Genomic DNA, 13,931 nt, shown 5'->3' with positions numbered 1-13,931 from the left:
GGCAGTCAGGCCTTGAGCATGGCGTCGAGCTTGCCGGCGCGCTCCAGGGCAAACAAATCATCACAGCCGCCAACGTGGGTGCTGCCGATCCAGATCTGCGGCACGGACGTACGCCCGGCCTTCTGAGCCATCGCGGCACGCACCTGCGGCTTGCCATCGACCTTGATCTCTTCGAAGGCTACGCCTTTGTTCTCGAGCAGGTACTTGGCTCGCGAGCAATAAGGGCAGTAATCGCTGGAATAGACGACGACGTTGTTCATATCACTTCACCAGCGGCAGATTGTCGGCTTTCCAGCTGGAAATACCGCCGGACAGCTTGGCGGCGGTGAAGCCGGCTTTCATCAATTCGCGGGCATGAGTGCCGGCAGTCTGGCCCATGGCGTCAACCAGGATAATGGTCTTGGCCTTGTGCTTTTCCAGTTCGCCGACGCGAGCGGTCAGTTTGTCGTGAGGAATATTCAACGCGCCAACAATGTGACCGGCGGTGAAATCCTTGATCGGACGGATGTCGATCACCACGCCTGCGTCCTTGTTAACCAGCCCGGTCAGTTCACCGGTGCTCAGGCTGCGGCCGCCGCCCTGCATCTGATAAGCGATCAGCAACGCCAGCAGTACGACGAAGATACCGACGAGCAAATAGTGGTTAGTGGCAAATTCAATCAGGTGAGCAACCATCGAAGGAGGTTCCAGGGCGTTAAAATGTCGGCCAGTATACACAGCCACTATGGTGGGCCAAACCCCGTCCGGCGGTGACGGCGCCGGAACTTCGCTTTAAACTGCCACTCCCTTTTCCATCGCCTCTTTTAATTCAGCCACGAGTGGAATCCATGACTACGACGCCTAAACCTTTGGTCCTGATTATTCTCGACGGCTTCGGTCACAGTGAGAGCCCTGAATCCAACGCCATCTTTGCGGCGAAGAAGCCCGTACTGGACCGCCTGTGGGCCACTGTGCCAAATGGCCTGATCTCGGGCAGCGGCATGGACGTCGGCTTGCCGGACGGCCAGATGGGCAACTCCGAAGTCGGTCACATGAACCTTGGCGCCGGCCGCGTGGTGTACCAGGACTTCACGCGTGTGACCAAAGCGATCCGCGACGGCGAGTTCTTCGAGAACCCGACCATCTGCGCCGCGGTGGATAAAGCCGTTGCTGCCGGCAAAGCCGTGCACTTCATGGGCCTGCTGTCCGATGGCGGCGTTCACAGCCACCAGGACCACCTGGTCGCCATGGCTGAACTGGCCTACAAGCGCGGCGCCGAGAAAATTTACCTGCACGCCTTCCTTGATGGCCGCGATACGCCACCGAAAAGCGCCCAGTCGTCGATCGAGTTGCTGGACGCGACCTTCGAAGCCCTCGGCAAAGGCCGGATCGCCAGCATCATTGGCCGTTACTACGCCATGGACCGCGACAACCGTTGGGATCGCGTGTCCCAGGCCTACAACCTGATTGTCGATGGCAGCAGCGAATTCAATGCCGCCACCGCACAGGAAGGCCTGCAAGCCGCTTACGAGCGTGGCGAGAGCGACGAATTCGTCAAAGCCACCTCCATCGGCGAACCGGTGAAAGTCGAAGACGGCGACGCCGTAGTCTTCATGAACTTCCGCGCCGACCGTGCCCGCGAACTGACCCGCGTGTTCGTCGAAGACGATTTCAAGGAATTCGAACGTGCTCGCCAGCCAAAACTGGCCGGTTTCGTCATGCTGACCCAATACGCCGCCAGCATCCCCGCGCCGTCGGCCTTCGCCGCGAGCAGCCTGGACAACGTGCTGGGCGACTACCTGGCGAAAAACGGCAAGACGCAGCTGCGCATCGCCGAAACCGAGAAGTACGCCCACGTGACTTTCTTCTTCTCTGGCGGTCGCGAAGAACCGTTCCCGGGCGAAGAACGCATCCTGATCCCGTCGCCGAAAGTCGCCACTTATGACTTGCAGCCCGAGATGAGTGCCCCGGAAGTCACCGACCGCATCGTCGAAGCCATTGAAAACCAGCGTTACGACGTGATCGTGGTCAACTACGCCAACGGCGACATGGTCGGCCACAGCGGTGTGTTCGACGCGGCAGTTAAAGCGGTTGAATGCCTGGACCTGTGTGTCGGCCGTATTGTCGATGCGCTGGAAAAAGTCGGCGGTGAAGCCCTGATTACTGCTGACCACGGCAACGTCGAGCAAATGTCCGACGCATCCACTGGCCAGGCGCACACCGCGCATACCACCGAGCCAGTGCCGTTCATCTATGTCGGCAAGCGTGACTTCAAGGTCCGCGGCGGTGGCGTGCTGGCGGATGTCGCGCCGACCATGCTGATGTTGCTGGGGCTTGAGAAGCCGGCGGAGATGACCGGGACTTCGATTCTGGTCTGATCAGATCCATCTGACGACGCCACACCCTGTGGGAGCGGGCTTGCCCGCGATAGCAATCTGACAGCCAACTTCTATGTTGAATGTCAGGACGCCATCGCGGGCAAGCCCGCTCCCACAGTGGTTTGTGGTGGTTTCGAAGACTAATTACCCCTGAACCCCACTCCAGTTATCACACAACCCCAATTGGGCATTTTTTTTGCTGCGCTTGGCGGGCATACTAGGCCGTCCCTTTCCCTGGTGTCGCCCGCCTCTATGCTTCGCGTCCTGATAGCCCTTGCCCTGACTTGCCTGCTTCAACCGGCCTTTGCCGACGAGCGCACGCAAACCCAACAACAGTTGGACGCCACGCGTCAGGACATTGCCGAGCTGAAGAAACTGCTGGGTAAACTCCAGGAAGAAAAATCCGGGGTGCAGAAAGACCTCAAGGGCACCGAAACCGAGATGGGCAAGCTCGAGAAGCAGGTCGAAGCCCTGCAAAAAGAGCTGAAGAAAAGCGAATCCGAGCTGCAGCGACTCGATGGTGAGAAAAAAAAACTCCAGAGCGCGCGCATTGAACAGCAACGACTGATCGCCATCCAGGCCCGCGCGGCCTATCAGAATGGCCGTCAGGAGTACCTCAAGCTGCTGCTCAACCAGCAGAACCCGGAAAAATTCGCCCGCACCCTCACCTATTACGACTACCTGAGCCAGGCCCGCCTGGAGCAGCTGAAGAATTTCAATGAAACCCTGCGCCAACTGGCCAATGTCGAGAAAGACATCGGCCTGCAGCAAGCGCAATTGCTGGTGCAGAAAAGCAGCCTCGACAGCCAGCGCGACGAACTCGACAAGGTCCGCCAGGAGCGTCAGCAAGTCCTGGCCAAGCTCAACGACGATGTGAAAGCCCGCGACCAGAAACTGGCGGCGCGCGAGCAGGATCAGGCAGATCTGTCTAAAGTCCTTAAAACCATTGAAGAAACCCTGGCCCGTCAGGCCCGAGAGGCAGAAGAAGCGCGGCAAAAAGCGCTGATCGCCCAGCAGGAAGCCGAAAAAAAGCGTTTACGTGAGGCTCAGGCTGCTGCAGATGCAGAGACAACCGACGCCCCACGCAAACCCGTTAAATCGACACCCGGCGCACTGGTTTCAAGTTCAGGCGAAACCTTTGGCGGCCCCTTTGCTTCCACTCGCGGCAAACTTCCATGGCCGGTTGATGGTCGACTGCTGGCGCGCTTCGGTGAAAGCCGTGGCGACGATGCCCGCACCAAATGGGACGGCGTGATGATCAGCGCCTCCGCCGGCAGCCAGGTGCATGCCGTTCACGGCGGCCGCGTGGTGTTTGCCGACTGGCTGAGGGGCGCCGGGTTGTTGGTGATTCTCGACCACGGCAACGGTTTTTTGAGTCTTTACGGTCACAACCAGACGCTGCTCAAGTCTGCGGGTGACGTGGTAAAAGCCGGTGAGTCCATCTCCACTGTCGGTAGCAGTGGGGGGCAGGACACACCAGCGCTGTATTTTGCTATTCGTCAGCAGGGTCACCCGAGTGATCCGGCGCAATGGTGCCGTGCGCAAGGATAAGCACGCCATCTACTTCAGGAGTTCGTTCGACATGCTGTATTTGTCCCGCCTTACCTCGCTGGCCCTGACGATTGCCCTGGTGATCGGCGCTCCGTTGGCGTTTGCCGCTCAACCGGCTCCGGTGGTCGCACCTGCCGGCACCGCTGCGACCACCAAGGCGCCATTGCCGCTGGACGAGTTGCGCACCTTTGCCGAAGTCATGGACCGGATCAAGGCAGCCTATGTAGAGCCGGTGGACGACAAGACCCTGCTGGAAAACGCCATCAAAGGCATGCTCAGCAACCTCGACCCGCACTCCGCCTACCTGGGCCCGGAAGACTTCGCTGAATTGCAGGAAAGCACCAGCGGCGAATTCGGCGGCCTGGGCATCGAAGTCGGCGCCGAAGATGGCTTCATCAAAGTGGTTTCGCCCATCGATGACACCCCGGCCTCCAAGGCTGGAATTCAAGCCGGCGACTTCATCGTCAAGATCAACGGCCAGCCGACTCGCGGCCAGAGCATGACCGAAGCCATCGACAAGATGCGCGGCAAGATCGGCCAGAAAATCACCCTGACCCTGGTACGCGATGGCGGTGCACCATTCGACGTGACCCTGGTCCGCGCCATCATTCAAGTGAAAAGCGTGAAGAGCCAGCTGCTGGAGTCCGGCTACGGTTACATCCGCATTACCCAGTTCCAGGTCAAGACCGGTGAAGAGGTCTCCAAGGCCCTGGCCAAGCTGCGCAAGGACAACGGCAAGAAGCTCAGCGGCATCGTCCTCGACTTGCGTAACAACCCGGGCGGCGTGCTGCAATCGGCGGTGGAAGTGGTCGACCACTTCATCACCAAAGGCCTGATTGTCTACACCAAGGGCCGTATCGCCAACTCCGAACTGCGCTTCTCCGCCACCGGCAAGGACGAAAGCGAAGCCGTGCCATTGGTCGTACTGATCAACGGCGGCAGCGCCTCGGCCTCGGAAATTGTTGCTGGCGCCCTGCAGGATCAGAAACGCGCAGTGGTCATGGGCACCACCAGTTTCGGCAAAGGCTCGGTCCAGACCGTGTTGCCGCTGAACAACGAACGTGCACTGAAAATCACCACGGCGCTGTACTACACGCCGAACGGCCGCTCGATTCAGGCGCAGGGCATCGTCCCGGACATCGAAGTGCGCAAGGCCAAGATCACCAACGAGCAGGACGGCGAATACTTCAAGGAAGCCGATCTGCAAGGTCACCTGGGCAACGGTAACGGCGGCGCCGACAAACCGACCGGTTCCGCTGGCAAAGCCAAGGCCATGCCGCAGGATGACGATTACCAGTTGGCCCAGGCCCTGAGCCTGCTCAAAGGGCTGAGCATCACCTCCGGCCGCTGAGATGCGCCTGCGGTTGCTCCTCTGTCTGCTGTGCTGTCTGGCGGGTGTCGCTCACGCGGCGCCAGCCACAACAGCGGCCACACCTCACAAGGCTTATCTGAGCCTGATCATCGATGACCTGGGGCAGAACCTGCCCCGGGATCGCCGCGTGCTGGCCCTGCCCGGCCCGGTCACCGCGGCAATCATGCCCGACACACCCCATGCCACCGAATTCGCCCACGAAGCCCATCGCGCCGGCAAGATCGTCATCCTTCACATGCCCATGGACCCTGCCACCGGGCCGTTTGCCTGGCATCCCGAGTTGCCCATCGAAGAGCTCGAAAAGCGCCTGAACGCGGCGTTCCAGGCTGTGCCGTATACCGCTGGCATCAACAACCACATGGGCAGCCGCATGACCGTTCAGCAACCGGCCATGGCTTGGCTGATGGCGGACTTGCAACGTCGGCACAAGTTCTTCGTCGACAGCCGCACCAGCGCGCAAACCGTGGCGGCCGCCGAAGCGCAGAAGATTGGTCTGGCGAGCGTTTCGCGGGATGTGTTCCTGGATGACGAGCCCACTGAAGCCGCGATTTTTACTCAGCTACAGACGGCTATCAGCCTGGCGCGAAAGCAAGGTTCTGCGGTGATGATCGGGCATCCGTATCCGCAGACATTGGCGGTGCTTGAACGTGAATTGCCCAAACTCAAGGCTCAGGGCATTGACTGGATCGATATCAAACAGATGATCAGCGTGCGCGGCAATCGTGCAACGGCAGCGCACGGCAAGGATGGTCAGTACCACCTCCCGACCGCCCGGTAATTTCTCGCGGCCCACTCCATTTCGCGATAACTATTTATACCTGTCGGCACACAGACGCGTGCCACGATAGCGCTCACCCCGAATTTCATCACCAAGGAATGGACATGAAATATCTCAGCTTCTTTTGCTTCGCCGGCCTGATTGGCCTGCTGGCTATTCCCGCGGTGCAAGCCCGCGATTTGGGCGAAGGAGCCATCAACGATTCCCCTTCAAGAGCCCTGCAAAACAGTGAGCATTTTTATGAAATCTGGAGCGGCGTGGGACGACTCAGTCTCCAATCGGGCGAGACCTGCAGCGCCGTTCTACTGGATACGCGAAACAGGCAAGGTCGAGCCACTGGCCCTGCTTACCTGCTCACCAGCGGTCATTGCGTGCTCTTTGAGTACGGTTCGGCGCGGACCAATCTGCCTTTGAAAGCCAGCGTCACCTTCCACTACTTTCATGACATGCCACAGCGTAAGCGCCGTTACGCCATACGGACTGCCCGATGGAGCAGCCTGGTCGGGACCGATCTTGCAGTACTCGAGGTCGACGCGACATTGGCGTCGCTGATACAGGCCGGGGTCAACCCGCTCAAGCTGGCGTCCCATCAAACCTACGAGAGTCAGGATGCGCTTAACATTGGCGCGCCGGGCGGCTTTACCGAACAGGGGCTTCGATTGAGCGCCTGTGCTGAACAAACCGCCGGAACGTTCATCGATCATCCCGGGGTGTTCCCTTTAGCCATGAAAAACAGCTGCGACCTTTACGCTGGCGGCTCCGGTAGCCCGATGCTGAATCGCCGCACCAACGAAATCACCGGCATCGTCAGTAAAGTCATGGCCTCCCGCAATACACCAGCGCTGTCCGATTGTGAGCACTCGACGTCTTGCAAGGCAGCCCGTTTCAACTACAGCTACTCGGCCAACTTTCTGCACAAGTGCTTTATTGACGGTGTCTTCACCAGCGATGGGGCGGACTGTTCGCTGGAGCCGGTCGAGCTGACTGTCACTGAGCCCTGGAAGCTCAAGTCATACGTTCATAGAACGCAAAATGCGGAGGGGCAGATCGTATTGCCTACGTGGGATTTCAGGTTTTCCCTCGAGGCACCCTTCTATCGCTATAAAACGGTCCATAACGCCAGGGACTGCGAGGCCCCCGACAATTACAGCGCCGCCACCAGCGCTGAAGATGCTTACATCAATACTGAAATCGGGCCACAAAGCGGCGCACATGCACTGTGCATTATCGGCGTCGCCTCAGGGGAACAGCAGCTGACAAGAGCGACGTTGAATAACGTGTTTACAAGTGCCGTGTACTTGAGCGCGACGCCGGACGCCACGCTTCAGACCACATCAAGGTAATTGCTACAGATAGCGCCCCATGATCTCGTCAACCACGCCTTCCTTGCGCAGTTGATCCAGTGCGGCTTGCAGCTTGGCGACGGTTTCGTCCGGTACGTCTTTATTCAGCGCCAGGTACAACTCGGCGCTGTTGAAACGCAGCACTGTCTTGAGCCCGTTCACGCCTTCCTGACGCGCCAAGTAGCGGCCTGCCGGGTCACCGGTGGCCCACAAATCGATCTGGCCATTGACCAGTTTTTTGGCGTTGTCCTGATCCCGCAGCACAACAATCGGTTTCAGTCCTTGCTTGGCCAGTGTCTCGGCAATCGCATCGCCCTTGTAAGCCCCAATCTTGTATTTGCGCGCCTGCTCCAGCGACTCGAGGGTGATCTTGCTATCGGCCTTGGCCAGCAGGATCCAGTCGTCCGGGCCGATAGGGCCGACCCACTTGAAGAGTTTCTCGCGGTCCGGCAACCGCGCCATCACGAACACGCCATAACCAGGCTTTTCCAGGGCGAGTTTGTAGATTCGCTCCCAAGGGAAACGCAGCGTCAGGCTGTAAGTGATATTGGCGCGTTTGAACATCTCACGGACAATGTCCACGGCAATGCCGTTGATGTTCTCGTCCTGAGCGAAATTTTTGCCGTTCTTGGCCATGTTGTACGGCGGGAAGTTTTCCGTCAGCAACACCAGACCAGTGCCGGGATTTTCTTCGGCGTGAGCTCCGTTGATGAGCAACAGAGAAGCGCTGGCGAGGACAAGAAGAAGACGTTTAAGCATGTCGGGCTACCGGAATCCATGGCGTGCCCAAGAGTGCCTTGAGCCCGCCATACTGTCCACTGGCCTGTACTGTTTAGCGCATCACGATGCCGCGATGAGCCATGTAAGCCTTGGCTTCCTGCACGGTGTATTCGCCGAAGTGGAAAATACTCGCCGCCAGCACCGCGCTGGCGTGGCCTTCGAGGATGCCGTCGGCCAAGTGCTGCAAGTTGCCAACACCGCCGGACGCGATCACCGGAATCCCCAGCGCATCGCTGATGGCGCGGGTGACGCCCAGGTCGAAGCCGTTTTTCATGCCGTCCTGGTCCATGCTGGTCAGCAGGATTTCACCAGCACCGAGGCCTTCCATCTTCTTCGCCCACTCAACGGCGTCGAGGCCGGTTGGCTTGCGACCACCGTGGGTGAAGATTTCCCAGCGCGGGGTTTCGCCCGGACCGGAAACCTTCTTCGCGTCGATGGCGACGACGATGCATTGCGAGCCGAAATGCTGGGCCGCTTCGCCGACGAATTCCGGGTTGAATACCGCAGCGGTGTTAATCGAGACCTTGTCCGCACCGGCATTGAGCAAGTTGCGAATGTCCTGCACGGTACGCACGCCGCCACCCACGGTCAGCGGGATGAACACCTGGCTGGCCATGCGCTCGACGGTATGCAGCGTGGTGTCGCGACCGTCGACGCTGGCGGTGATGTCGAGAAAGGTAATCTCGTCGGCACCTTGCTCGTCATAACGACGGGCGATTTCCACCGGGTCGCCGGCATCGCGAATGTTCTCGAACTTGACGCCCTTGACCACCCGGCCGTTATCCACGTCCAGGCAAGGGATGATGCGTTTGGCCAGCGCCATGGTGAGTCCTCAGCCTTTGTACGAATCGCAGAAAGCTTGCGCTTCGGCGACATCGAGGGTGCCTTCGTAAATCGCCCGGCCGGTGATGGCGCCGATGATGCCTGGCGCCTTGGCGTCGAGCAGCGACTTGATGTCACCCAGATTGTGGATACCGCCTGAAGCGATCACCGGAATCTTCGTCGCAGCAGCCAGGGCGGCGGTGTACGTAACGTTGCAGCCCTGCATCATGCCGTCTTTGGCGATGTCGGTATAAACGATCGCGGACACGCCGTCGGCTTCGAATTGCTTGGCCAGGTCAATCACCTGGATGGTGCTGATTTCAGCCCAGCCGTCGGTGGCGACAAAACCGTCTTTGGCATCCAGGCCGACGATCACTTTGCCCGGGAACGCGCGGCAGGCTTCAGCAACGAAAGCCGGATCTTTCACGGCTTTGGTGCCGATGATCACGTAGCTCACGCCCGCTTTCACGTAGTGTTCAATGGTTTCCAGGGAGCGGATACCGCCGCCGATCTGAATCGGCAGGTTCGGATAGCGCTTGGCAATGGCGGTGACCACTTCGCCGTTGACCGGCTGGCCTTCGAAAGCACCGTTCAGGTCGACCAGATGCAGACGGCGGCAACCGCCTTCCACCCACTTGGCAGCCATGCTCACCGGGTCATCGGAGAACACCGTGGAATCTTCCATGCGGCCCTGGCGCAGACGAACACAGGCACCGTCTTTGAGATCGATAGCGGGAATAATCAGCATCTGGCAAACCTTCAAATTCGAGTATTCAGCTTCGCTCGGAAATCAGTTTTTCTCGAGCGCCCACAGGTCGCTTTCGATGCTTTCGAACCTCTCTTTGAGGTGCGTCTGCACATCGAAAATCGCCCTGTTGTAATAGTGCGGAGCAATTTCGCGGGTAAACAGCTCAAGGATTTCAGCCGCTTCGAACGAACCCAGGTCCAGTTCGAAGCGATCTTCCATGAAGCGTTTGATCTTGTGATTGGCCTCGTTCTCCTGCTCGGGAGTGAGGGTCAGGATCGGCGGCTTCTTCTTGACGGCCATTTACCAGCGACCATCCCACGCGGCGAAGTTCTGCAGTAATTGCAGGCCATGGGTATGGCTCTTCTCCGGGTGGAACTGCACGGCGAAACGCGAGCCGTCGGCCAGCGCTGCGGCGAAATCGACACCGTAGTGACCGCTACCCACCACCTGCCGCGCATTGCCGGCAGCGATGTAGTAGCTGTGCACGAAGTAGAAACGCGCCAGGTCCGGAATGTTGTGCCACAGCGGGTGTTCTACCGTCTGCTTCACTTCGTTCCAGCCCATGTGCGGGACTTTCAGGTGTTCGCCGTCTTCGTGCAAATCTTTGCCGAAGAACTTCACCTGGCCCGGAAACAAGCCAATGCAGTCCACGCCGTTGTTCTCTTCACTGCTGTCGAGCAAGGCTTGCATGCCCACGCAGATGCCGAGGAACGGACGGTCCTGGCTGACTTCACGCACCAGCGAGTCGAAGCCCAGGCGACGGATCTCCGCCATGCAATCGCGAATCGCACCCACGCCGGGAAATACCACGCGATCGGCTTCGCGAATCACATCGGCATCGCTGGTGATCAGCACCTTGCCGGCACCGACGTGCTCGAGAGCCTTGGTCACCGAGTGCAGGTTGCCCATGCCGTAATCGATAACCGCGACCGTCTGCATTACAGAACGCCTTTGGTCGACGGCATCTGACCGGCCATGCGGTCATCCAGCTCTACGGCCATGCGCAGGGCGCGGCCGAAAGCCTTGAACACGGTCTCGATCTGGTGGTGGGTGTTGTGCCCACGCAGATTGTCGATGTGCAGGGTGACGTTGGCGTGATTGACGAAGCCCTGGAAAAATTCCTGGAACAGGTCAACGTCAAAACCGCCGACGGTAGCGCGGGTATAAGGAACATGCATCTGCAGGCCAGGACGGCCGGAGAAGTCGATCACCACACGCGACAGCGCTTCATCGAGCGGCACGTAGGCGTGGCCATAGCGACGGATGCCTTTCTTGTCGCCGATGGCTTTGGTGAAGGCTTGACCCAGGGTGATACCGACGTCTTCCACCGTGTGGTGGTCGTCGATATGCAGGTCGCCCTTGCTGACAATATCCAGGTCGATCAGCCCGTGACGGGCGATCTGGTCCAGCATGTGCTCAAGAAAAGGTACACCGATATCAAATCGGGCCTTTCCGGTGCCATCCAGGTTGATCGAGGCTTTGATCTGGGTTTCCAGAGTGTCGCGCTCGACAGACGCCATACGTTCGGCCATCACCAGCTCCGCAAAAATCATTGGGGCGAAAAAGGCAGCCATTATAGGGTCGCGGGCGCTAAACAGAAACACGAGAGGTGATATCACTGACGGAGTGAATCCCCTGCCGTCGGGGATAGACATGTCAGTACAAGCAAAAGATCGCAGCCTCCGGCAGCTCCTACACCGACGCGTCCACACAATGTGATGTGAACGCTGACCGTAGGAGCTGCCGAAGGCTGCGATCTTTTCGGGCATAAAACCAATGTGCCTGATACAACACATGCCAGGCACAAAGCGTCTCTTAGTGGAACAGCACTGCGGTTTTCTGCAGCGTCACCCAAACACCCCATGCCAACGGAATGCCCACCACCAACCACGCAGCCACCGCCAACGGCTTGGTGCCCGCATCCGCTTTCCACTCCAGCACGGTGCTGGCGTCAGCACCCTTGTCGTGGCCCAGCGCCTGTTCGGCCGCCAGTTCAGCGTCGGTCATGAAGTACTTGTCGGCCACCGGGCGAACCATCAGGTTGCACAGGAAACCCAGCACCAGCAGGCCCGCGAGGATGTACAGCGTGATGTCGTAAGCCGCGGCACGCTCAACGCCGATGCTCAGCTGATATTCACGCAGGTAGTTCACCAACACCGGCCCCAACACACCCGCCGCCGCCCACGCCGTCAGCAGACGACCGTGGATCGCGCCGACCATTTGCGTGCCGAACAAGTCAGCCAGGTAAGCCGGCACCGTCGCAAAACCACCGCCGTACATCGACAGAATGATGCAGAACGCCGCCACGAACAGCGCAACGTTGCCCAGGTGACCGAGATTCGGGATCAGCGCGTACAGCGCGAAACCGAGAGCGAAGAACACGAAATAAGTGTTTTTGCGACCCAGGTAGTCCGAGAACGAAGCCCAGAAGAACCGGCCACCAATATTGAACAGGCTCAGCAAACCGGTGAAACCGGCCGCAATCGCTGCGATCGAGGCCAGTTGCCCGGCATCCAGCTGACCAAATGTCTGGTCGGTGCCCAGCAATTTACCGGCGAAGACTTCCTGCAGCAGTGGCGAAGCCATGCCGAGGATGCCAATACCCGCCGAAACGTTCAGGCACAGCACCAGCCACACCAGACGGAATTGCGGGGTTTTCCACGCCACATTCACATGGACGTGACGGTGAGTGATCATCGAGTTCGAAGCTTTTTTCGCCGGAGCAGTCCAGCCTTCAGGCTTCCAGCCAGTTGGCGGAACGCGGTAGGACAACGCGCCACCGATCATGAACACGAAGTAGATCGCGGCCATTACCAGGAAGCTCTGCCATACGCCCACGCTGGTTGGCGAAGCGAAGTGGCCCATCAGCGCTGCAGCCAGTGGAGCACCAACCATCGCGCCACCGCCGAAGCCCATGATCGCCATGCCTGTGGCCATGCCGCGCTTGTCCGGGAACCACTTGATCAGGGTCGAGACCGGCGAGATGTAACCCAGGCCCAGGCCAATACCGCCAATGACTCCGGAGCCGATCCACATCAGCCAGATCTGGTGGGTATAGACCCCCAACGCCGAAATCAGCAGACCGCCACACCAGCACAGCGCCGACACCACACCGGCCTTGCGCGGACCTGCGTGTTCCAGCCAACCGCCCCAGATTGCTGCCGAGCAGCCAAGGAAGATGAAGAACAGGGTGTAGATCCAGCCGAGCATCGAGATCGGCCAGTCGCATTGAGACGAAAAGACCTGAGCGATGAAGCTCATGTCCGGCGCGCAAGTCACGGCCTTGGTGACGCCCAGGGCTTTGGACAACGGCAACCAGAACACCGAAAAGCCGTAGGCCATGCCGATGCACAGGTGGATGGCCAGAGCGGCCGGTGGTACCAGCCAACGGTTAAAACCGGGCTTGGCGATGATGCGTTCCTTGGACAGGAACGCGGGCTGGTCGGCAAAGCCGTCCGCCGTGATGCTCGTAGTCATGGTGTTTCCCCCAATTATTAGTATTGTTCGCCAGCCGTTCTTCACCCCCAGCCTTAATGCACGCAGGCATGACTGTTTTTTAGGTGAAGCTCCATTTTGGTGCGACATCACGCCGCAGAAGGGACGGACGAACGGGCAGAGGTTACCATTTGCACGTGACAGAAAAACCAAACTGATATCACCTTTTGTATGTCATCTGTTCTCGTACAACCGCAAGAACATGTTTTCACACGTAGGGGCCGGATTAACTTTTCAAAGGAAGCATCATGCCGATCATTGTCGAACTGCTGAACCAAGCCACATATCAGGATCAGCAAGATCTGCAGAAGATCTACCGCGACGCCCCGGACTGGCTGTTTGCGCCATTCACTGGGGAGATGCAGCTGATCGAAGACTGCCTGCAGGACGGTTCGCTGATCGCCGGACGTTTCAACGATCGGCTGTTGGGTGCGGCACGTTTGCAACAGCACAACGACGTCTGGCATCTGTCCCATTTATGCGTACGAAAAATCACCCGTCGTCGTGGGGTTGCCGAGCGCCTGGTGAACGAAGCGCAGAAAATGGCGTCGCAATCAGGCGCGACATTGCGGCTGTTGGCGCCTGCCGGGCACCTCGAAGCTCAAGCGCTGGCAGCTAAGCTGAAGGTGCCGCTGGATGAGCTCCCGATGTGATCGCTGACCGGTCAGCCACTTCGGAGCGCTAT

15 protein-coding genes are annotated in these 13,931 nt (G+C 59.2%); 6 read left to right on the top strand and 9 right to left on the bottom strand.

The genetic code is table 11. From position 1 onward, the window contains the following. Positions 1–5 precede the first annotated feature (5 nt). Positions 6–260, bottom strand: coding sequence for a glutaredoxin 3 (grxC, locus tag KGB18_RS05325; protein WP_007939440.1), 255 nt, complete (start codon positions 258–260; stop codon positions 6–8). A 1-nt stretch (position 261) separates the two neighbouring features. Further along, on the bottom strand, positions 262–675 hold the full coding sequence (locus tag KGB18_RS05320) for a rhodanese-like domain-containing protein (RefSeq protein WP_123361124.1): 414 nt from the start codon (positions 673–675) through the stop codon (positions 262–264). Positions 676–827: 152 nt separating this feature from the next. On the opposite strand from KGB18_RS05320, the gene gpmI reads away from it, so the two are divergent. From gpmI to KGB18_RS05295, 5 genes are all read left to right on the top strand, one after another. Continuing rightward, positions 828–2,357, top strand: a complete 1,530-nt coding sequence (gene gpmI, locus KGB18_RS05315) for a 2,3-bisphosphoglycerate-independent phosphoglycerate mutase (protein ID WP_123721626.1) — start codon at positions 828–830, stop codon at positions 2,355–2,357. A 252-nt stretch (positions 2,358–2,609) separates the two neighbouring features. Then, positions 2,610–3,908, top strand: coding sequence for a murein hydrolase activator EnvC family protein (locus KGB18_RS05310; protein WP_123721627.1), 1,299 nt, complete (start codon positions 2,610–2,612; stop codon positions 3,906–3,908). A gap of 31 nt (positions 3,909–3,939) precedes the next feature. Then, the gene (locus KGB18_RS05305; RefSeq protein ID WP_123721628.1) at positions 3,940–5,259 is read left to right on the top strand and encodes a S41 family peptidase; all 1,320 of its coding nucleotides are present in this window, start codon (positions 3,940–3,942) and stop codon (positions 5,257–5,259) included. A 1-nt stretch (position 5,260) separates the two neighbouring features. Beyond that, on the top strand, positions 5,261–6,058 hold the full coding sequence (locus KGB18_RS05300; protein ID WP_201061497.1) for a divergent polysaccharide deacetylase family protein: 798 nt from the start codon (positions 5,261–5,263) through the stop codon (positions 6,056–6,058). A gap of 104 nt (positions 6,059–6,162) precedes the next feature. Beyond that, entirely contained in the window at positions 6,163–7,401 is a 1,239-nt protein-coding gene (locus KGB18_RS05295) for a trypsin-like serine peptidase (RefSeq protein WP_223569495.1), read from the top strand. 3 nt (positions 7,402–7,404) lie between these two features. On the opposite strand, the gene KGB18_RS05290 is transcribed toward KGB18_RS05295, so the two are convergent. The 7 genes from KGB18_RS05290 to KGB18_RS05260 all read right to left on the bottom strand — a co-directional run bounded on the left by KGB18_RS05290 (position 7,405) and on the right by KGB18_RS05260 (position 13,228). Continuing rightward, positions 7,405–8,160 carry a substrate-binding periplasmic protein gene (locus tag KGB18_RS05290; RefSeq protein ID WP_223569494.1) on the bottom strand — a complete coding sequence of 252 codons (756 nt, stop codon included), beginning with the start codon at positions 8,158–8,160 and terminating at the stop codon, positions 7,405–7,407. Between the two features lie 73 nt (positions 8,161–8,233). After that, entirely contained in the window at positions 8,234–9,004 is a 771-nt protein-coding gene (hisF, locus tag KGB18_RS05285; protein WP_007897430.1) for an imidazole glycerol phosphate synthase subunit HisF, read from the bottom strand. A 9-nt stretch (positions 9,005–9,013) separates the two neighbouring features. Continuing rightward, on the bottom strand, positions 9,014–9,751 hold the full coding sequence (gene hisA / locus KGB18_RS05280) for a 1-(5-phosphoribosyl)-5-[(5-phosphoribosylamino)methylideneamino]imidazole-4-carboxamide isomerase (RefSeq protein WP_123721632.1): 738 nt from the start codon (positions 9,749–9,751) through the stop codon (positions 9,014–9,016). A 42-nt stretch (positions 9,752–9,793) separates the two neighbouring features. After that, the gene (locus KGB18_RS05275) at positions 9,794–10,051 is read right to left on the bottom strand and encodes a DUF2164 domain-containing protein (protein WP_008024930.1); all 258 of its coding nucleotides are present in this window, start codon (positions 10,049–10,051) and stop codon (positions 9,794–9,796) included. Further along, on the bottom strand, positions 10,052–10,690 hold the full coding sequence (gene hisH, locus KGB18_RS05270) for an imidazole glycerol phosphate synthase subunit HisH (protein WP_223569493.1): 639 nt from the start codon (positions 10,688–10,690) through the stop codon (positions 10,052–10,054). It abuts the gene before it with no gap. Further along, on the bottom strand, positions 10,690–11,283 hold the full coding sequence (gene hisB / locus KGB18_RS05265) for an imidazoleglycerol-phosphate dehydratase HisB (RefSeq protein ID WP_007939452.1): 594 nt from the start codon (positions 11,281–11,283) through the stop codon (positions 10,690–10,692). Before hisB ends, hisH begins: the two co-directional genes overlap by 1 nt. Positions 11,284–11,566: 283 nt before the next feature. Continuing rightward, complete coding sequence (locus KGB18_RS05260; protein ID WP_123721633.1) at positions 11,567–13,228, bottom strand: OFA family MFS transporter; 1,662 nt, start codon at positions 13,226–13,228, stop codon at positions 11,567–11,569. Positions 13,229–13,494: 266 nt separating this feature from the next. On the opposite strand from KGB18_RS05260, the gene KGB18_RS05255 reads away from it, so the two are divergent. Then, positions 13,495–13,899 carry an acetyl-CoA sensor PanZ family protein gene (locus KGB18_RS05255; RefSeq protein ID WP_123721634.1) on the top strand — a complete coding sequence of 135 codons (405 nt, stop codon included), beginning with the start codon at positions 13,495–13,497 and terminating at the stop codon, positions 13,897–13,899. Positions 13,900–13,931 lie beyond the last annotated feature (32 nt).

This window comes from Pseudomonas sp. BF-R-26, from assembly GCF_019947395.1.
GTDB lineage: Bacteria > Pseudomonadota > Gammaproteobacteria > Pseudomonadales > Pseudomonadaceae > Aquipseudomonas > Aquipseudomonas farris.
The sequence above is the reverse complement of the archived record's forward strand: the minus strand, read 5'-3'. Positions and strand labels throughout refer to the sequence as shown.